General features: G+C 33.3%; 19 protein-coding genes and 2 tRNA genes. 8 read left to right on the plus strand and 13 right to left on the minus strand.

From position 1 onward, the window contains the following. Positions 1 to 53 precede the first annotated feature (53 nt). Genes WH267_RS16565 through WH267_RS16575 form a run of 3 tightly spaced genes read right to left on the minus strand, consistent with a single transcriptional unit; the run spans position 54 to position 1,587 of the window. Positions 54 to 650, minus strand: coding sequence for a hypothetical protein (locus WH267_RS16565; protein WP_340009817.1), 597 nt, complete (start codon positions 648 to 650; stop codon positions 54 to 56). A gap of 16 nt (positions 651 to 666) precedes the next feature. Beyond that, complete coding sequence (gene dtd / locus WH267_RS16570) at positions 667 to 1,116, minus strand: D-aminoacyl-tRNA deacylase (RefSeq protein ID WP_123321570.1); 450 nt, start codon at positions 1,114 to 1,116, stop codon at positions 667 to 669. 9 nt (positions 1,117 to 1,125) lie between these two features. After that, positions 1,126 to 1,587 carry a hypothetical protein gene (locus WH267_RS16575; RefSeq protein ID WP_340009820.1) on the minus strand — a complete coding sequence of 154 codons (462 nt, stop codon included), beginning with the start codon at positions 1,585 to 1,587 and terminating at the stop codon, positions 1,126 to 1,128. 110 nt (positions 1,588 to 1,697) lie between these two features. Between WH267_RS16575 and greA the strand changes: the two genes are divergently transcribed. From greA to WH267_RS16615, 8 genes are all read left to right on the plus strand, one after another. Then, the gene (gene greA, locus WH267_RS16580; protein ID WP_115972700.1) at positions 1,698 to 2,168 is read left to right on the plus strand and encodes a transcription elongation factor GreA; all 471 of its coding nucleotides are present in this window, start codon (positions 1,698 to 1,700) and stop codon (positions 2,166 to 2,168) included. 57 nt (positions 2,169 to 2,225) lie between these two features. After that, the gene (locus WH267_RS16585) at positions 2,226 to 2,615 is read left to right on the plus strand and encodes an HIT family protein (protein ID WP_045492597.1); all 390 of its coding nucleotides are present in this window, start codon (positions 2,226 to 2,228) and stop codon (positions 2,613 to 2,615) included. A 66-nt stretch (positions 2,616 to 2,681) separates the two neighbouring features. Continuing rightward, positions 2,682 to 3,869, plus strand: a complete 1,188-nt coding sequence (gene clpX, locus WH267_RS16590; protein WP_340009826.1) for an ATP-dependent Clp protease ATP-binding subunit ClpX — start codon at positions 2,682 to 2,684, stop codon at positions 3,867 to 3,869. Positions 3,870 to 3,943: 74 nt separating this feature from the next. Beyond that, complete coding sequence (locus WH267_RS16595) at positions 3,944 to 5,926, plus strand: T9SS type A sorting domain-containing protein (RefSeq protein WP_340009828.1); 1,983 nt, start codon at positions 3,944 to 3,946, stop codon at positions 5,924 to 5,926. An 8-nt stretch (positions 5,927 to 5,934) separates the two neighbouring features. Then, a complete protein-coding gene (locus tag WH267_RS16600; RefSeq protein ID WP_115972697.1) occupies positions 5,935 to 6,159 on the plus strand; it encodes a signal peptidase in 225 nt (74 codons plus the stop codon). 61 nt (positions 6,160 to 6,220) lie between these two features. Beyond that, entirely contained in the window at positions 6,221 to 7,510 is a 1,290-nt protein-coding gene (locus WH267_RS16605) for a TlpA family protein disulfide reductase (protein WP_115972696.1), read from the plus strand. A 44-nt stretch (positions 7,511 to 7,554) separates the two neighbouring features. Continuing rightward, positions 7,555 to 7,628, plus strand: a tRNA-Met gene (locus WH267_RS16610). A gap of 201 nt (positions 7,629 to 7,829) precedes the next feature. Continuing rightward, a tRNA-Met gene (locus WH267_RS16615) sits at positions 7,830 to 7,903 on the plus strand. Positions 7,904 to 8,274: 371 nt separating this feature from the next. On the opposite strand, the gene gwsS (WH267_RS16620) is transcribed toward WH267_RS16615, so the two are convergent. From gwsS (WH267_RS16620) to gwsS (WH267_RS16665), 10 genes are all read right to left on the minus strand, one after another. After that, positions 8,275 to 9,369 (minus strand): grasp-with-spasm system SPASM domain peptide maturase, encoded by a 1,095-nt coding sequence (gene gwsS / locus WH267_RS16620; protein ID WP_340009830.1) that lies wholly within the window; start codon positions 9,367 to 9,369, stop codon positions 8,275 to 8,277. Between the two features lie 175 nt (positions 9,370 to 9,544). Further along, a complete protein-coding gene (gwsG, locus tag WH267_RS16625) occupies positions 9,545 to 10,447 on the minus strand; it encodes a grasp-with-spasm system ATP-grasp peptide maturase (RefSeq protein ID WP_340009832.1) in 903 nt (300 codons plus the stop codon). Next, complete coding sequence (locus WH267_RS16630) at positions 10,444 to 11,355, minus strand: hypothetical protein (RefSeq protein WP_340009834.1); 912 nt, start codon at positions 11,353 to 11,355, stop codon at positions 10,444 to 10,446. The genes gwsG and WH267_RS16630 overlap by 4 nt, the downstream gene beginning before the upstream one ends. A 92-nt stretch (positions 11,356 to 11,447) precedes the next feature. Then, positions 11,448 to 11,636 (minus strand): grasp-with-spasm system A modified peptide, encoded by a 189-nt coding sequence (locus WH267_RS16635; protein ID WP_123321578.1) that lies wholly within the window; start codon positions 11,634 to 11,636, stop codon positions 11,448 to 11,450. A gap of 245 nt (positions 11,637 to 11,881) precedes the next feature. Next, positions 11,882 to 12,031, minus strand: coding sequence for a hypothetical protein (locus tag WH267_RS16640; RefSeq protein WP_340009837.1), 150 nt, complete (start codon positions 12,029 to 12,031; stop codon positions 11,882 to 11,884). A 185-nt stretch (positions 12,032 to 12,216) separates the two neighbouring features. After that, positions 12,217 to 13,515 (minus strand): HlyD family secretion protein, encoded by a 1,299-nt coding sequence (locus WH267_RS16645; protein WP_115973744.1) that lies wholly within the window; start codon positions 13,513 to 13,515, stop codon positions 12,217 to 12,219. Between the two features lie 94 nt (positions 13,516 to 13,609). Further along, complete coding sequence (locus WH267_RS16650; protein ID WP_340009840.1) at positions 13,610 to 15,802, minus strand: peptidase domain-containing ABC transporter; 2,193 nt, start codon at positions 15,800 to 15,802, stop codon at positions 13,610 to 13,612. Positions 15,803 to 15,885: 83 nt separating this feature from the next. Further along, positions 15,886 to 16,050, minus strand: coding sequence for a bacteriocin-like protein (locus WH267_RS16655; RefSeq protein ID WP_165852324.1), 165 nt, complete (start codon positions 16,048 to 16,050; stop codon positions 15,886 to 15,888). Between the two features lie 94 nt (positions 16,051 to 16,144). Further along, positions 16,145 to 17,653 carry a vitamin K epoxide reductase family protein gene (locus WH267_RS16660; protein ID WP_340009842.1) on the minus strand — a complete coding sequence of 503 codons (1,509 nt, stop codon included), beginning with the start codon at positions 17,651 to 17,653 and terminating at the stop codon, positions 16,145 to 16,147. A 311-nt stretch (positions 17,654 to 17,964) separates the two neighbouring features. After that, positions 17,965 to 19,047, minus strand: a complete 1,083-nt coding sequence (gwsS, locus tag WH267_RS16665) for a grasp-with-spasm system SPASM domain peptide maturase (protein ID WP_340009844.1) — start codon at positions 19,045 to 19,047, stop codon at positions 17,965 to 17,967. Positions 19,048 to 19,214: the final 167 nt, after the last annotated feature.

Below are 19,214 nucleotides of genomic sequence, written 5' to 3' on the forward strand. Positions count from 1 at the left end.
CAGTAAAACTGAAAGGTATTTCTTTATTGGTATGCAGTGAAGGATCAATGCGGTTAATCTTCAAATTGATTTTCGTAGATTCTGTGATAAAAAATCTGCTTTTTATTCATGATCTGGTATTCAATGCCGATGCTGTCTTTGTTTGCATTTACGAATCTGGCTTCCTGAATTCCTTCCTGTCTCTCATCACTTGAAATGTCAATCGAAGAACGTTGTAAAACTCTTTCCAAAACATCAATATAGGGCACTTTGCTGATATTTTTTTCCAGAATACCTTTCTGCCTGTAAATAGCTATATGCGGTTTAGACAGTGCTCCGGGACGATATCTCTCAATTCGGTAGTCATTATTAAGCTGAATTCTCTGGTAGTTGTCAAAAGTTGAGAAATAACCGAGAATAGCAAAAAAAGGAATCATCATGGGTAGGATACTCAAAATAATTCCTGCAATCAAAAGTCCAAAATAAGCCTTTATTGCTTTTTTCTTCCAAAGCCTGATAATGATAAAAACAGTCATTGCAAACCAGAGCCAGCCTATAATTTTATCCGTGTAATATCCGGCATAACTGTATTTATTAAAATTTAAAACAATTTCACTCAGGAAAATCAATGTCAATACAAGATAAGCGATGATAATATTCTTGTTCTTCATATACTTACTTCTGTAATCAGCTTTTGGTTATTGAGTCCATAACGATGGTTACAGGCCCGTCATTAATCAGTGAAACTTTCATATCTGCCCCGAAAATACCGCTCTCTGTCTTTAATCCGGATTTTGCCATCTCTTCTTTAAAATAATCAAATAGAGGAACGGCTTTATCAGGTTTGGCTGCTTTAATGAAAGAAGGACGGTTTCCTTTTTTATAATCTGCAATCAGGGTAAACTGGCTGATGCAGAGGATCTCCCCGGAAATATCCTTTACAGAAAGATTAAGCTTGTCATCTTCATCACCAAAGATTCTCAGATTGAGTATTTTCTGTACCAGCCAATCTGCATCTGCTTTTTCATCATTCTCATCAATACCCACCAACAGCATTAATCCCTTTTCTATTTCGCCAACGGTTTTTCCGTCTACTTTTACATTGGCTTCAGAAACTCTTTGTATAACGATCTTCATTTTATTATTCTAAAAGTAAATATTTAAAGTTTTGGTAGCGGGGTCATAATTATATGAGTTATAAATTTTAGGAGAAAGCCCTGTTTTGGCTCCATCTAATGGCTGCCCTGTTCTTAGCATCCATTTGGTGCCATCTTTTGGACACAAAATGGCAAGGTTATCTTTAGTGACCTCAAGAGTAGTGTTATTATCAGGACATAAATGAGGGGCATTCCTATCATAAATCTTGAATAAACTGCCAGTACGTACGGCAATTAAACCTCTTGTTCCAGATTGCTGTTCGTTGATATAGATCCAACCTCCATCATTGGTTAAAGCATTATATGCAGGGAGGTTCAAATTCAAAGTTACATTGATGGGATTATTAGGAAAGCAGCTTACTGTATCTTCTCTGCTTCCGCATGATTTTATAGATAAATTACTGAAAATCAATAAAATGAAAATAGATAATATCGGAAAAGTTTTTTTCATTTCAATTTAAATTTTTATATATTTGTAAAAATTAAACGATTATAACACGTAAAACATTGTCCGGCAAATGTCGGATTATTTTTTTATACTAAAACTAAATTTTGAAAATTATGGCAAGCTATGTAACAAAGGAGGGCCTTGAGAAAATGAAAGCTGAGCTGGAACAGTTGGAAACTGTGGAAAGACCAAAAATTACTCAGCAGATCGCAGAAGCTAGAGACAAAGGTGATTTGTCTGAAAATGCAGAATATGATGCGGCTAAAGAGGCTCAGGGGATGCTTGAAATGAGAATTTCTAAGCTGAAAGATGTTATCTCAACTTCTAAAATTATAGACGAAAGCCAATTAGATACTTCAAAAGTTTCTATCTTAACTACAGTGAAGCTTAAGAATAATGCAACGAAGCAGGAGCAGGTATTTACATTGGTGCCGGATAACGAAAGCGACCTTAAGACAGGAAGAATTTCTGTAAACACTCCAATTGCTAAAGGTTTATTAGGTAAAGTTAAAGGTGAAACTGCTGAAATTACTTTACCAAACGGAAATAAACTTTCTTTTGAAGTATTAGACATTTCTCTATAGTCTGATACACCCTTTCATTTCTAAACTTCCAGTATTTAATCTCTAACTTATAAAAAAATGAGCACTATCTTCACAAAAATCATCAACGGCGAAATTCCCTCTTATAAAATTGCTGAGGACGAAAACTTTATTGCGTTCCTCGATGCAATGCCTTTGGTGAAAGGACATACTTTAGTAGTTCCGAAAAAAGAAGTGGATTTGATTTTTGATCTTGAAAGTGAAGAATACAAAAACCTTTGGGGATTTGCCCAAGAGGTTGCCAAGAAGATCAAAACTGCAATTCCATGTGTAAGAGTAGGAGTAGCGGTTGTAGGACTTGAAGTTCCTCATGCGCATATTCATCTTATTCCTTTAAACAAGATGGAAGACATGAACTTCAGAAATGAAAGACTAAAATTAACGAACGAAGAATATACAGAGATCCAAAACTCAATTATTAATTCTTAAAACACAGAAAATCGTAAAAAAGTAATTTTTTACGATTTTCTTTAACATATACATATATTATATAATATGAATCCAAACCAATGTTCTTTCTGTGGAAGAAAAAGAAATGAAGTACAGATGTTGATTTCTGGGCAGAACGGTTTTATTTGTGAAAATTGTATAGAGCAGGCACATGTAATTGTAAAAGACAGTGCCTCGAAATCAGGGCATTCACCAGCAGACAATATGGAAGATCTTAAAAAACCAAAAGAAATTAAAGTATTTCTTGATCAGTATGTAATAGGACAGGATCAGGCAAAAAAACAGCTTTCCATTGCAGTATACAATCATTATAAGAGATTGCTTCATGCTCAGGATGAAAATAGAGAAGTAGAGCTGGAAAAGTCCAATATCATTATGATAGGAGAGACCGGTACAGGAAAAACCCTATTGGCTAAAACGATTGCAAGAGAGCTTAATGTTCCTTTCTGTATCGTGGATGCAACGATTCTAACAGAAGCAGGATATGTAGGAGAAGATGTTGAAAGTATCCTTTCGAGACTATTGATGGTGGCAGACTATGATGTGGAAAAAGCTGAAAGAGGAATTGTCTTTATTGATGAGATCGATAAGATTGCAAGAAAATCAGACAACCCGAGCATTACAAGAGATGTATCAGGAGAAGGAGTACAGCAGGGATTACTGAAACTGTTGGAAGGAAGTATTGTAAACGTTCCGCCACAGGGAGGAAGAAAACATCCTGACCAAAAGTATATTCAGGTGAATACTCAGAATATTCTGTTTATTGCCGGAGGAGCTTTTGACGGTATTAAGGAGATTATAGAAAGAAGAATGAACAAGCAGGCCATTGGTTTCAGTTCAGAAAAAATCAATAAAACAGATGAAGATGAATATGTATTAACAAATATTAATGCAATTGATTTACGTTCTTTCGGATTAATTCCCGAACTTTTAGGAAGGTTTCCAATCATCACTTACCTTGATAAACTCACAAAAGAGACGCTGGTAAGAATTATGAAAGAACCTAAAAATTCGATCGTGAATCAATTTGTGGAGCTTTTTAAGATGGATGGCACAGATTTGGTAATTACAGACGGGGCAATCGAGAAAATTGTGGAGGAAACTATTGATAAAGGATTAGGAGCAAGAGGTCTGAGAGGTACCACAGAAAAGGTTCTGGAAGACTATATGTTTTCAATCGGAGAAGAAAAAAAGATTGTCTTAACAGAAGATAATATTTTGATTAATAGATAAAATGTTTTTTTTTTAAAGAAAAAAATAATACCTTTGCGGGTGAAGATTGTATTAACACACAAATAATTTATACAATGAGAAAAAGTTTATTTGCTATAGGTCTTTTAGCAATCAGTTATTCTGTTCAGGCGCAGATATTATGTCACGTAGACACTGATGCTAAAATGTATGTGAGCGAAGGCACCCTAGTTTTTAGCGGTGGCGGTGTCCAAACAAAAGACACAGGCGTTCTGGATGTACGTGGAAATGTCATGATTGTAGGATCAGGTACAGATGCTTTAAAAACAATTGATGCATTAGGTGCGGATAAAACCACCAATGGAGATAATATTGTTTTAAGGCTAAATACCCCTGGTACTTATGCTTCTTCTACGTACGGTCAATTGTACATTGATGGATTAACTCAGTCCAACATTACAGGTATTGTAACTAAAGAATACCTGACAGACAAACAAGGGAACGGCAATTATTTCCAACAAATTGCACTTCCTTTCTTCGGTAAAACTTACAGTTCATTATCAACCGAATTAGGAAAAACATTCGGTACTGTAAGAAATATTCAGAATCCTGGTAATGTAAACAATGATCTTATTTTGCAATGGAATAATGCCCAGGCTAAATCTGATCATGTTACTGATTTGTCAAGTACAACCAGTAATGGTCCGGCATATTATATGTTAGGTTCTAGAAATAATAACCTAAATCTTAATACGCCTGTATCAGGTTCCGTGAATAAGATAAGCGGTAGACCATATGCTACCTTTGCTCCTGTGAATTTACAAAATGGAGGAAATGTATATTTCGGTCCTAACGGTAACGGAGCAAACAGTTACGGTGAAGCTTATAACTCTTACCTTCAGGATCAGTTTGATCTTCCTAACGGAGAGTGGAATGTAACTTATGGTAAAAATATTTACCAGTTTGGTAACCCATACCTTACAAACCTGGACCTTTCTAAGATTGGTTATATTGAAGGCGGAGCGATTACAGACGGTAACAATGTTGCTAATATCATGGGGATTGAGTATACATCTGGTTCAGTGGTAACACAGGCTAATGGGTATACTTTTACTACAGGGGCATTAAAGCAGACATTTAATTTAAATGGAACTCCTGTTGGAGATATTGGATTAATTATTAAACCAATGCAGCCATTTATTATTAAGCTTAGAGACAATAGTGCTCAAAATTTGAATTTCAGTACCCTTAGACGATTTAAGGATGTAGTGAGAGTTGATGGAACAGACTATAATGTAAATGCTGCTAAAATGGCTGGTAAAGCCAATAAATCTGCGGGAGCAAGTATTAAGCAATTAGGAGTTATCGGTCTTGATGCTAATGGTAATGAGCTTGGAAGAGCCTATTATGTAGTTTCTGCTACAGCTACTACCGGTCACCAGACTTCTATTGCAACTACAGTACAGGCTGCTGCTAGCAGCAGTAATCTTATCGGTACTTTTGAGGAAGCGCCAAATGGAGGTTATGATCCGAACTATAATGCAAAATATTGGCTATATATTAACGAGGCTAATGAAAAAGATTTCTTAGGAAAAGATTTATTACTATGGAATTTTGATTTTAGCAAACCGGATAAAAAAATAGTTTCTTATAAATTTGAAATCAGAGAGAATGCAGAAATGCTTCCTGCTGGAACACACCAGTTGTCTTCAGGAACAGGATTCTACTATAAAGCATCTAATGGTTCTGTACAACAAGCAAAACAAGGAGATGTAGTTCCTGTAAGCTCTAAATCTTATAATTTATATTATGGAGAGCCTAATAAAGGAACTCTTGCAGCTAAGGAAACTGCTACACTTTCCAGAACAACAGTTGTATACAATCCTGCAATCAGTAATTATATCGTTAGATTCGACCCAGATTGGAAAAAAGCAGATATTGAAGTTTATGATATGAGTGGTAAACTTATCATCTCTAAGAAAACTGTTGATACATCTAAGGATTTCGTAATTGAACTTGATGGTTCAGTGAAGAGTTCTTACATTGTAAAAGTTGTTTCGGATAAAGGAGTAATAGTTAACACCAAAATCTTAAAATAAAAATTAATATGAAAACCATAAATAAACTAGTATTTGCATTGTTTTTCTTTACCACAATATTGGTAAGTGCGGATCCTGATGATATGCCAGTTCCCGGAGGAGGAGGAACCGGTGGTCACGGTACAGGTGGAGCACCATCAGCACCAATTGATATGTATGTGTATTTACTTGCTGTAGTAGCTGTTGCATTCATTGCATTCTACACAAAGAAGTATAAAAGCATTAAAGCATAAAATTTTATTAAAATAATACTAAACTCTCTGATTAATCAGAGAGTTTTTTTATTTTTACTCTATGAAAAAGATTTATACGCTATCTGCAGTTTTAGCTACATTTGCACTGCAGGCTCAGTTTACAGTTACAGTTCAGACACCGGCAGATTTTACAGATAAAGATGCTATTCTATATACATTAAACGGTTCAAAAGATATTATTGTTACCAAAGAACAGAGTAAGAATAATACCTGGACGTTTAAATATCCAAATCACTATATGGGAATGATGAAACTCTATTTCCCTTCAACCAACAATACGATCAGCTTTATTTCTGAAAATAAAAATGTAAATATCAAATTGGATATTCAGAATAATAAAGTGAAAGATGTTATATATCTGGATGAAGCTAATGAGATCATGAGTAAACAACAGGAAGGTTCACAAAAGAAAGAACTTATTCTTCCTGCTTTAGCCCAGATTAAAGAATATTATAAAGATAATACAGACTTTGGAAAAGCTCTGAAAACCGAAATCGATAGACTTTCCGGGACATCGAGCTCCGTTGATGCAGCAAAACATCCATTTGTAGCTTATTATAATACCAACTACAGCAAATTTATTGGAAATCCGGCAGATAATAAAAAGGTTAATCAGGATGATATTATTAATTTCCTGGATAAGTCTAACGATATGCTTGAAAGCTCATCATTACTAAGACCCGTATTGGTAGCTTACCTGAATTCAGGAGGAAATACTAATGTCGGAGGTTCTGTAGATAAACTTTTAGACCGCTTAAAGGTTGAAACTCCAAGAGGGCAGACTGTATTATCAGAACTTATCGATATTTTTGATGTTTATCAGATGGATGAGTTTAAGAACAAATATCTTGGTTTAGCTAAAAATCTTAAATGTACTATCAACGATAGGTTAGCTTCTACATTAAAATCTAATGCTAATGTAGAAACGGGGGCTGTCTTTCCTAATTATAAGTTCCAGTCAGCAACCAATACCACTGCTAAATCAATTCATGATGTAAAGGCTGATAAAAAAGTTATTATATTCTGGTCATCTACATGCTCACACTGTGAAAGTGAACTTCCAAAGCTATTGGAAAAATACAATGAACTGAAATCAAAAAATATTCAGGTGATTGCTCTGTCTTTAGATGTGGATAAAAATTCTTATTCTACAAAGATTGCTGCATTTCCATGGATCAATGACTCAGAATTGAGAGGCTGGAATAGTACTTACGTAGATACTTACAATGTTCATGCGACTCCGACCTATTTTATTTTAGATTCTAACAGTAAGATAATCAGTAAGCCAGATCATGTAGGAGATGTTTTGGAATATTTTAAGGTAAAATAATTTTGGAGGTAAAGAATATTTTTCTATATTTGCACCACCAAAACGGCGAGGTAGCTCAGTTGGTTAGAGCGCAGGATTCATAACCCTGAGGTCACGGGTTCAATTCCCGTCTTCGCTACAAAAACCGCAATCATTAATTAATGGTTGCGGTTTTAATTTTTATATGAAAGCTGTCATTTTTTTGCATTGCTTTCTCCTATTATTGTTCGTTCTCCTTAGAAAATGTTATCCGAAGACTTCAGTTTTAATATATTTAGTCTTTATTTGCATTATGGGAATATAGGTAAAATTATTTTTTCTATATTTGCACCACCAAAACGGCGAGGTAGCTCAGTTGGTTAGAGCGCAGGATTCATAACCCTGAGGTCACGGGTTCAATTCCCGTCTTCGCTACAAAAACCGCAATCATTATTAATGGTTGCGGTTTTAATTTTTTCATTTGAAAAACAACAACTCTACTTATGTTATTCAGTTTTCATTCACATAGCCTAAAATTAGGTCACCTGTAAACTCAAATATATCATTAAATGGACTTTTATAGTTCAATTGATTAAATATTATTTTGGTGAGTTTTTTCCCATCAAGAGTAATAATGTTGTTTTTATAGTTGTTTCTTTTGCAAATAGATTTTTCATAAATTGAAGTAGATTTTTTAATTTGTTGTGGTCATAATTTAATACATTAACTTCTTGTAAAAAATTAATTTACAAGAAGTTTTACTTTTATATTAGAAGTGTATTGAATTTAGACTTAGTTTGATATTTCTAAACAGGGAAACCTTCATGAAAACCAATTTTTTCATAGCATTGAATTGCATTTTGTTTCAATGGATTTTTGCTCCAATCTTCCCATATATTTGTATAAGGATTATAACCACATTTTAGCGGTTTTGAAGTATCTAAACCATTTTCATCTATATGGGATTGTTCTGTAAAAGCTCTACAATCTGTACAGACGTATCTAAACTCACAATCTTTGCATATTTCTATTTTATCTTTGGTGAGATTCCAGAGTTTTTTGAAATCGTTTTGATTAACGGCCTGCTCCAAAGTATGTGTATTGATATTACCAAAATTTACTGGCATTAAAGGGCAGTTTTTAATGTTACCATGTATATCAATTCCAATTTTTTTATGTAAACAGGAGTTGTGATTGATGGCTTCAATGACTTTTGTGATGTTTGTGTTAAAGTATTTTACATCGACTTTTCCACAGGAAGATATATGTATGGGATCTTTAGTAAAATTTACAATAAACCTGAACTCGTCTTTTACCTTGAATGGGACTTTTTTGCAGTTATAAAAAGTAAGGTTATATGTTCTGAATGTTTTTGTATTAATTTCTTGGATGAACTCTTTGTCAATTGCATCATGATAAGGGGCAAAAATTTCAATTCCAGAAACAACGGAACTTGCGAAAGTTTGGTCAATGCGGATAAAACCTTCCATTGTAATTTTTTTTTTACTGTGTATCACCAAATATTTTATTCCAAGATTCTCTACAGATTGTTTTATTTTTTCCAAAATAGAAATATCGTTGAGTTCTATAAACAAATCTGAAATAGATGAATAATTATTATACTGATAGGAAAGAGGTGGAAAGTTATTATCCCAACCATTTTGTGTAATAAACCCGTATTCTTTTTCAAGTAGCAGATTCAAATATTGTTGAAAAATTTCTTTAGATTCATCATCATAATCAGATAATATATCTTCTATAGACTTGTTTTTCAATTCTTCTATTACGTCATAAAATTCTAATGGATATACTTCGGAAGTATTTCTTTGGAGATCAGAAATAAGTATTCTGCCTGCACCTTTTGTAATTAAGGTATTGCTGAATAAATTGAAATGTTTCATAGTAACCTTGTAAGTGCTTTAAACGGTTTTTCTCGAATGTAAAAATCGGAACGGAATTTTTCGGATTGTAAGAAGTATACTGTATTACTGTTAGGCTTTACATTACTTTTACCTCCAAATTTCGTTATTTGTTTAAATGTTAGAGGGAGTTTATGCTTTTCTCCCAGCTTATTTTTCATAAGTATTCTGCTATTTCTTTTTCTAATGAATAATTACATATACTTGATAAATATCCAAATTGTCCAATTGGATTTACCTCTAAAAAGTAATACTGATCTCCGCTTTTCATAAAATCCAAAGATCCACAGTTCAAATCGAGCTTCTGCATTAAGTGATTAATTTTTTCTTCTATCTCTTTTGGAAGTATGTATCTTACATTCTTGTTACGCTTTTCGTAATTATAATTTCTAAAATCAACTTTTGTTTGTTCGTCATTCTGCGAAAAAATGGCTATTGACCAACATTTTCCGTTTAAATAAAAAGTTCGGATTTCAAAATCCTTTTCGATCTTTTCCTGAAAAAAGGTTGGAAAGAAATTTTCATTTTCATGTTCTTCTACTATCGTTGTAAACATCATTCCATTTGAATCTTTGTAAAAAGATTCAAGCATTGGGTTTCCTGCTATAGTTTTTACTATCGTTTTCCCGAAGATAACATCATCAGTATTTTCTGAAAGAAAATAGGACGGTACATCTAAACCAACTTTTTCAGCTTCTTCTAATACTAAAAGTTTATTTACAAGGCTGTTACTTTCTTTATTGATATGTTTTATTGATTCAAGCTTTTTCTTCACGTAATCTTCCAGCCAGTGCTGTGCTTCATTCATATTGATATTTATGGCTTCATTTTTATATCGCAGACGTTTAAAATTCAATCCTCCTCTTCTGTACCACACACTATGTATTTCATCCAAAAAGAAATGGTTATTGGTGCTCTCTAAAAAAAACTTTTTTTCCCAAATTCTAATTTCAAATATTTCATCCTCATGCACTCGAATAAATTTTTTCTGCATCACAAGAAGCCATTTGATAACTTCTGTAGTTGAAATATCATTATTATCAGAAATTATTAGTATCATTTTTCACTTGAGTTATTCTTTAAAAATTCTTTTGTTATTTTTCTTCTAACTTTAAAGCTTTGTAGCCCGATAAGTCTTCTATTACGATTGATATTCGCTGAATCCTTCATGATTTCTTCATCAGTGCTTTTCACGCCATATATAGGCTTTAAATGATTAATCTGAATATATCTTTCCACCATTTCTACATAATCTCTTGGTGCTAGATCACCGGATCTTACATAGTCTACTAGCTTCGTTTTGAAATATTCATAGTCTTCTATTTGTGCCATATGGTTTAAATAAATCAACATTGGCATAAAAACACCATCATCCGTTTCAAGTCCAATTTTTTGCATTGATGGATAGCCATAATTTGTAAGTGTCCATTTTAGCAACGCAGCATTTTTTCTAAAATTATTAAGTGATTGTTGCCCTGTTATCGAATCTTTAGCCTGATCCCTGATAAAAGCTATTCTAAAAGAATCAATAAGTTGTTTGTTTAACGATTTTTTCCATTCTGCTACTTTCTGCTCTACTGTATTCCTATCAATCCCATACTTTTTATATAGCTTAAAAAAATCTGTGTCTTCTCGTTTGAATTTCCAATATGGAGCGACTAAGGGGATAAGTTTATATAGACTTTTTTTTCCTCCAAATTTTTTGTTGTATTTATCTGAAAACTTAATATATTTTTCATATTCTTCCATTCTTTCATCATTTCTTGGCTCAAAATTTCGGAATAGCTTTTTAAATTTCTTGATTGCGGTAAGAGTATCATTATTCATCCGGTAGATACTATCAATAGAATTTACACTATTGTAGTAAAAAATGTAATCAGCCCCATTATTTCGACAGGAAGTCATGGATAAGAAACTGAAAACAAGAAAAAATCCTATTATCTGATTTTTTTTAATACAACTATTCATTAAGAAAATTTTAATAGATCCACTAATTGTTATAAATTAAAAAAGCTAAAGAAAAATTCTCTCTTTAGCTTCTAATAATTAAAATGATCTGTTTAGTTAGGCTCTGTAATGACAGCTACTAATTTATTATCTCTGTATACTCCTGTATCAGAACCGCTTCCTGTTTCATGTGTCCATTGCATACTGGTCTCTGCCATTAGCCCTCCATTGATTTTTGATAAATCATTTAATTTCTTGTTTTCTAATGAAGAGAAACTCTTCATTCCATTTAATTTTTTCATAATTGGTGAATTTTGATTAGGATATTAAATCAAATATATAAATTTAATTCTAATTAGTGGGAAAAATTTTATTATGTTAGCTGTTGATATATAGGTAGTTATTATGGTTTAAAATTGAATTTATTATTTTTTACACATTTAATTATGAAATTAAAGATCTAATTTGTATGATCTTATATCATTTTTTTCTTTTTTAAAAGGAGAAAACAAAACTTAATTTTAACTGTCAATCAGTCTATTGAAGCTTACCCTCCTTTCGTAAATATTTTGTCTTCCGCATTGTAAAATTCAAGGATATCATTATTCAAAATGAAATATTCTCCTTGGCTTATATTTTCTTTATAGTTATATCTTATCCCATTTTTAGAACTTATTTTTTCAACTTTATTATCCATAGAATACCCTTCTTTAAAAATAGTTCTAATAAATGTTAGTAAACCCTTATTAATAGCGTATTTTTGAATTATTTTGTATTGTTGTATCTTGATGTACGCAATGTTGAATAATAGACCGAATATGGGTATAAAAAAGCCGTCCCTTAATTTTGGAACGGCATGTTTTATTTTATGTAAAGCTTTTATCAGGCCTGATATCCTAATAGCTTTCTGATCTGGTAGAAGAATCTTTCAATAAGTCTCAGGTCCTGAGTTACAATTTCTGCACTTCCTCTAAGTTCCTTATCAAATTTCAGATTTTTATTATAACTTGTTTTTAATCCTTTCGGTAAAATAACATCCACATAGTAATTTCCTTTATCATCAGGAATAAGTGATATATTCTGAACTTTTCCTTCAATGATTCCATATTCCTGGAAACGGTAGTTGTCTAGCTTGATCAATACTTTTTCACCCGGAATAATCTTTCCTGAATTGGTGGTAGGAACTGACATTCGGCCTACTAATTGTTCTTTATTCTTCGGAAGGATAGATACAATAGGTTCTCCTGCTTTTACAAACTGGTTTTCACCAAAAAACTGCTGGAAACTGGCAACACCATCCGTAGATGAAATAACAAGATAATTTTGCTCCCAAAGTTTTAGAGACTTTCTTAATTGTTCAAATAACTGCAATGTCTGAGAAGAATAGTTGATTTTATCTTTTTCGGTATTAATAACCGTTCCGCTTTTGGTTTTGTTAAGATTGGAAATTCCTTCCTCAGTCTGTGAAATTGAGATGTTGATGTTTTCAAGGTTTTGCTGAGCCTGAAGATATTTGATTTTTTCATTCTCAAGTTCCATAGCAGAGATTACTCCCTGATTAAAAAGATCCTGAGACCGTTGGAAATTTTTTCGGGTAAGGTCATACTTGGCTGACTCCAGGCTTTTCTGTTGCTTTAAGGTAGCAATTCTTACTCTGGACTCAGATAAGCTTTGGTTGGTTGCAATATTTTCAGGAGCATAAGGCTGTAGCCTTGTAAAAAGTTCTTCATCCTGGAAAGCTTTTGCAAAGCTGTTGTATTCTCCCTGCAGCTCCCCAAGTTTATACCTTGAAGTCTGGGCAATAGGAAAACTATTAAGCTGATTAGGTGATATAGAATCAACCAGTTTTTTTAATGCTATAACATCTTTATAATTGGCAGCTGACAACATGACCATCAACACATCATTTTTCTTTACTTCCTGATGATCTTTGATGAATATTTTTTCAATCTTGGAATTGATCCTTGCTTCTAATTTTTCGGGTGGATTTTGAGAAGTTACTATAATTGGAGCCGGTACAAATTCCGGATATTTTATAATGTAACTCATTGCAAAAATGAGCAGGATAATTATAAATATCAAAGTGTTCCCCCAACGAATCATCCAATTGGGTGGTTGGGTAAGGATATCCTGTACGCTCTCTGAGCGGAGCTCAATATTGTCTAAAACGTCTTCTTTCATTGTTTTCTGATAAAATTTCCACTTTATATTTCAAAGGGATATAATGTAAATAAATTAGGACTTCAGGTTTATTATCCTGGTGATAGGTTCTGTATTAATTTCCCAGTTCAAGCTGATTTCTTACCAATCGGTAATATTCACCGCGCAGATCTACCAATTCGGCATGACTGCCTTCTTCTACAACTTTTCCTTTATCCAGTACAATGATCTTATCGGCATGTTTTACAGTGGAAAGTCTGTGGGCAATAACAACTGCTGTTTTACCTCTGAAGAATTGTTCAAGGTTTTCCATAATGACCTTTTCATTATTGGCATCTAATGCAGAGGTAGCTTCATCAAATAAAATATATTCAGGAGATTTGTAGACAGCTCTCGCAATGAAAAGTCTTTGTTTCTGTCCTCCACTTACTCCTACACCTTCATTTCCGATCTTGGTATTGTAACTTAGCGGCAGGCTTTCTACAAAGTCTTTGATATTTGCGATTTCTACTGCACGTCTTAATTTCTTTTTGTCGATGTGATCTTCACCAACTCCAATGTTGTTGGCAATTGTATCATTAAATACATATCCTTCCTGCATCACAACTCCGCAATGATCTCTCCAGAATCGCGGAGAAATATTTTTCAGAGCAGTGTTTCCGATTTTAATATCTCCATTGTCTGGCTCATAAAACTTCATCAGAAGTTTCAATAAGGTGGTTTTTCCGCTTCCACTGGCTCCAACAATTGCTGTAGTTTTTTGATAAGGAATGGTAAGGTTCAGATTTTCAAAAACCGGAACATCAGATCCGATATATCGGAATGACATATCTGTGATCTCGATATCCTTTTGTGGAATTTCCATAACATATTGTTCATCCTTACGCTCTTCATCTTCTTTATCATGAATTTCACCTAATCTTTCAAGGGAAATTTTTGCATCCTGAGTTTGTTTAATAAAATCAATAAGTTGAAGAAGCGGACTGTTCAGCTGTCCAATGATATATTGTACAGAAAGCATCATCCCTAAGGTCAAGTTTCCGCTTAATACTAATTTTGCAGACAGGAAGCTTACCAGAATGTCTTTCATCTGATTGATAAAGTTTCCTCCTACCGATTGCCATTGTTCCAGGGACAATGATTTTATTCTGATTTTAAATAGTTTTACCTGAAGAAATTCCCAGTCCCATCTTTTTTGCTTCTCAGCATTATGCATTTTGATTTCCTGCATTCCGTTAATCAGCTCAATGACTTTACTCTGTTCCTGAGAAACCTGGGAAAACCTTTTATAATCAAGTTCTTTTCTTTTCTTCAGGAAGAAAGTGATCCATCCAATATAGGCTGCAGCCCCCACGAGATAAACAATGAAAAGTCTGTAATCATAAAGTAGGAGGACAATGCTGAAGATAATCAGATTGACGAGAGAGAATAGGGTATTTAATGAAGAGCTCGTAAGGAGCTGTTCTATTCTGTGGTGGTCATTGATCCTTTGCATGATATCCCCGGTCATTCTGGTATCAAAAAAGCTGATAGGAAGCTTCATAAGTTTGATAAAGAAATCGGAAATGATCGAAATATTGATTCTTGCAGATAAGTGGAGAAGGATCCAGCTTCGGATCGTTTCTATCCCCATTCTGCCAAGAAATAACATAATCTGAGCAAGCAGGACCAGATAAATAAAGTTAATATCCTGATTCTGTATCCCGACGTCTACAATACTTTGGGTAAGAAACGGGAATACCAGAGATAGTAAACTTCCGGCAAGAAGTCCTACAGCCAGTTGAATAACAAGTGATTTGTATTTAAATAGATATCTTGAAAGAAAAGAAAAGCTTGCCTTACTTTCTTCATTGTCAAATTCAGTTTGAAAGAAGGCTGGTGTCGTTTCCAGGATAAGGACTATTCCTTCTTCAGTGGTTTCATTGGCATTTTCTCCGATCCAGAATTTGATAAATTCGTCCTGGGTATAAGTAATCAATCCATAACTGGGATCGGATATATAAATTTTATTATTCTTATCGGCTTTATAAACAACCACAAAGTGATTTTTATTCCAGTGTACGATACATGGAAACGGAACTTCTTCTACGAAAGTTTTGAAGTCGACCTGAACTCCCAGTGAACGGAAACCCAGATTTTCTGCTGCATCACTTAATCCAAGGAGACTGCTTCCTTCACGGGTCGTCTCAGAGAGGGCCCGGATCTGCTGAAGGGAGATACTTTTACCGTAATATTTACTTACAATTCTAAGACATGTAGGTCCACAGTCTTTTGTGTCTGGCTGTTTATAAAAAGGAAATTTTTTCAAAGCTATTAATCATTATAAAATGCCGTCATATGCTGACGACATTTTTTACTTTATTCAATATTATAATTCAATGAAATGGTATGCTAGTAATAACACCATTTGTTACATGCGTCTACAGCGCCCTCTTTAGGTGCTTTGATTTTGGATTCACAATAGCTTGCTTCATACTGAATCCTTGCACATTCCTGCGTAATACCACCTTTCAGTGTTCTTAGGTTTTCTCTTGAAAGTTCTTTTAGATTTTTCATAATAAATAGTTTTGGTTTACCTACTCTTTTATAGCTTTTCGGATACCGCTTTTATTTTTCCTAAGATAGTGAATTTTAAAATCACAGATGCGGACTAAATTTCTTCGTCTTCTATTAATTCATCCACAAAGAACAGAATGTCTTCTCTGTCATATTTTTCAGGAAACTGATACCCGTTGATCACAAGGATAGGGGTGAAGTTAAGTCCTGCATTACTGTTTTCTACAGTCATTTGGATCAATGGATCCAGGTTTTCAGATGTAGGAGTTCCTCCTGCTAAAATGTTGATCTTATTTTCATCCCTTGTTTCAAACCATTCTTCCACAGCGTGCAGGAATTCTTTTTCCGGTTTATTGTTGTAGATAGATGTAAAATCTGAGATCAATGCATTGTACTTCTCATTGGATCTTTCAGCTGTATAATTGAATCTCATCTGCAGGGAAACATCTTCAGGATATTTTTTTAAAAGACTTTCAGCAAGTTTATGACCATCTTTACAGAAACCACAGTAAGGATTTGAAATAATGGAAATACGAAGTCTTGCATCTTTTTTCCCCACAGAGAATGTTTCAGTATCCTGAAATTCGACTTTGTCTCTTTCCAATAACTGACTTTTGAATAGTTCATAGTTTCTTTTGAATCTGAGATTCTTGGCGTTGGATTTTTGAAGTTCTTCTTTTTGCTCAAGCAGGGTATTGAAATAGATTACTGCTGAAAAGATTATTACCCATAAAATGACTGTCAGTAAAAGCGCTCCGATTCCAAAGGAAAGATTCTGGAAAAAGAAAGCACTGATCACCAATTGCCCCACCAGAATAGAGATAATTAAAAGACAAACCCTGCAAAATGTTTTTTCAACAAAAGCCTGGATGTAGAGTGAATAGCCAATGGCAAGTATAGAAACAACGGTAAATCCCTTTACGATATAGGCTGTAGCTGGTAAAAATAATCCCAATATGGCAAGACCGGTAAAGTAAATCAATGAGAAATCTGAGAATTTTAATCCCAGGATACTTGTTTTGTCCTGTTTGATAATCCTGTCACAGGAGTTAGCTGTTTGAGTAGCAGGAGCAGCGCCACAAATACTTCCTATCACAGTAGATGTATTACCAAATTTCTGATTGAATATCTCCATAGAGATATAAACACCTGCTAGTGAAAGAAGATTAAAAACTGCTTCAAATAGATTCTGATATATAAAAGAATAAATAAGAATGACAGCAAAAATAGCATATAAAACTGGCTTGAAATTGAATGCTGTTTTATTTTCTGCCTGCTCTGTTTTTTCAAACAGCAATACAAAATCTGTAGAGGTTTTGTAAAGTTCTTCTTTATCTAAAGTTTTTGCTTTTTCTGAATAAACGGAGTAATTGCTTCCTGACTTTTTTACTAAAGAAAATGCATTGTCAACAATAGCAATAAATTCTTCCGGAAGTTCATCCCAATATTCCTTATCAAGTTGATATGCATCATTTTTTACCCCCAAAAAGTTTAGTGTATCACTGAAAGCCAATGCTGACGGATAGTTGGGGTGAGAATTAAACTGGAAAATAAATTCCTGTTTATCAAGTTTGAGGTAGTTAATTAGTTTATCAAAAATCATATTAATATTTTCATCTAAAATACACAGATGTTTTAAATTAACAAAAATATTTTTCTTTTATTAGTGAGATATAACCGGTAGTTACTAAATATAGTTTGAATTTCAATATTTTATTTTATAGGATTTGATTTGGAAAAGTATTTTTATCTGGTATAAAATAAATCTGAAAGAAAAATATTCAATAGAAGTTTTTTGTTGATTTTTGTTTCCAATTTCCCACAGATGGATATATAAAGAGTTTCATGGTTAATGTTTGCATTCATAATTAGCGCATCTGTGGGATTGGAAAAACATATTTGTGCTTTAATTTTTTAATTCAGTATATTTTCCATATTGTAATGTTCCATAGCCTTTTGTTTCAAAGGATTTTTACTCCAGTCTTCCCAGGTACAGGTATATGGATTATAACCGCATTTTAAAGGTTTCGAGACATCAAGTCCATCTTTATTATTGTGATTGTTTTCTGTATAGGCCCTGCAGTCTGTACATATATAACGGAATTCACAGTCTTTGCAGGTTTCTATACTATCTTTGGTAAGGTTCCAGTATTTTTTGAAATTATTCTGCATCACGGCTTCTTCAAGACTCGAATGATGAATGTTTCCATAGTTTTCAGGCATTAATGGGCAGTTCTTAATATTACCATGGATGTCAATCCCTATTTTTTTGTGCAGGCAGGAATTGTGATTGATTGCTTCAAGAACCTTTGGAAGATTAGTATTGAAATATTTTAGATCTACCTTTCCGCAAGCGGATATTTTGAGGTTTTCATGGTTAAAGTTGATATTAAATCTAAATACTTCTTTGGTCTTCAAAGGAATCTTGTCGCAATTATAGAAAACGAAATTATAAATTCTTGTGGTTGTTTGATTAAGGATTTGAAAAAACTCTTTATTTAAGGCATTATGAAATGGTGCGTATATTTCTATTCCTTCTAAAACGGAGTCTTTAAATTTATTGTCGATATCCTGATATTCTTTAAGAGAAAGTTCCTTGTTACAGTAAATTACCAAATATTTTACCCCTAAGTTGTTGACAGAGTTTTTTATTTTGTCTAAAATAATGACATTATCAATTTCAATGAAAACATTGGAAATTCTGCTTACTTCCTGAAACTCATTGGACAATGGAAGGAAGTTTTTATCCCAATCCCCATGAGTGATAAAACCATATTCTTTTTCAAGCAAAAAGTCTATATATTCATGAATGATCTGTTGAGATTCAATGTCATAATTCTCTAATATATTTTCAATTGACTCATTTTTCAACTCTTCAATAACATCATACAATTCCAAAGGATAAAGATCAGAGATCTTCCTCTGAAGATCAGAGATCAGGATTCTTCCGGCTCCTTTGGTGATTAAAATATTACTGAATAGGTTAAAATGTCTCATAATAGTCTAGTAAGTGCTTTTATTGGTCTTTCCCTCATAAGATAATCCGTCTGATAAGTTTCACACTTTATATAGTTTGTGCTAATGCTTTCCTTATCATTGGATTTTTTAGAGCCCAACTTCTCAATAAATTTAAAGGTAAGAGGTAATTTATTCTTTTCTTCTCT

This window comes from Chryseobacterium sp. MYb328 (genome assembly GCF_037572595.1).
GTDB lineage: Bacteria > Bacteroidota > Bacteroidia > Flavobacteriales > Weeksellaceae > Chryseobacterium > Chryseobacterium pennae.

Excerpts from the sequence above, each read along its gene's own strand:
- WH267_RS16565 (WP_340009817.1), bottom strand. The coding sequence starts at position 650 with ATGAAGAACAAGAATATTATCATCGCTTATCTTGTATTGACATTGATT.
- dtd (WP_123321570.1), bottom strand. The coding sequence starts at position 1,116 with ATGAAGATCGTTATACAAAGAGTTTCTGAAGCCAATGTAAAAGTAGAC.
- WH267_RS16575 (WP_340009820.1), bottom strand. The coding sequence starts at position 1,587 with ATGAAAAAAACTTTTCCGATATTATCTATTTTCATTTTATTGATTTTC.
- greA (WP_115972700.1), top strand. The coding sequence starts at position 1,698 with ATGGCAAGCTATGTAACAAAGGAGGGCCTTGAGAAAATGAAAGCTGAG.
- WH267_RS16585 (WP_045492597.1), top strand. The coding sequence starts at position 2,226 with ATGAGCACTATCTTCACAAAAATCATCAACGGCGAAATTCCCTCTTAT.
- clpX (WP_340009826.1), top strand. The coding sequence starts at position 2,682 with ATGAATCCAAACCAATGTTCTTTCTGTGGAAGAAAAAGAAATGAAGTA.
- WH267_RS16595 (WP_340009828.1), top strand. The coding sequence starts at position 3,944 with ATGAGAAAAAGTTTATTTGCTATAGGTCTTTTAGCAATCAGTTATTCT.
- WH267_RS16600 (WP_115972697.1), top strand. The coding sequence starts at position 5,935 with ATGAAAACCATAAATAAACTAGTATTTGCATTGTTTTTCTTTACCACA.
- WH267_RS16605 (WP_115972696.1), top strand. The coding sequence starts at position 6,221 with ATGAAAAAGATTTATACGCTATCTGCAGTTTTAGCTACATTTGCACTG.
- gwsS (WP_340009830.1), bottom strand. The coding sequence starts at position 9,369 with ATGAAACATTTCAATTTATTCAGCAATACCTTAATTACAAAAGGTGCA.
- gwsG (WP_340009832.1), bottom strand. The coding sequence starts at position 10,447 with ATGATACTAATAATTTCTGATAATAATGATATTTCAACTACAGAAGTT.
- WH267_RS16630 (WP_340009834.1), bottom strand. The coding sequence starts at position 11,355 with ATGAATAGTTGTATTAAAAAAAATCAGATAATAGGATTTTTTCTTGTT.
- WH267_RS16635 (WP_123321578.1), bottom strand. The coding sequence starts at position 11,636 with ATGAAAAAATTAAATGGAATGAAGAGTTTCTCTTCATTAGAAAACAAG.
- WH267_RS16640 (WP_340009837.1), bottom strand. The coding sequence starts at position 12,031 with ATGGATAATAAAGTTGAAAAAATAAGTTCTAAAAATGGGATAAGATAT.
- WH267_RS16645 (WP_115973744.1), bottom strand. The coding sequence starts at position 13,515 with ATGAAAGAAGACGTTTTAGACAATATTGAGCTCCGCTCAGAGAGCGTA.
- WH267_RS16655 (WP_165852324.1), bottom strand. The coding sequence starts at position 16,050 with ATGAAAAATCTAAAAGAACTTTCAAGAGAAAACCTAAGAACACTGAAA.
- WH267_RS16660 (WP_340009842.1), bottom strand. The coding sequence starts at position 17,653 with ATGATTTTTGATAAACTAATTAACTACCTCAAACTTGATAAACAGGAA.
- gwsS (WP_340009844.1), bottom strand. The coding sequence starts at position 19,047 with ATGAGACATTTTAACCTATTCAGTAATATTTTAATCACCAAAGGAGCC.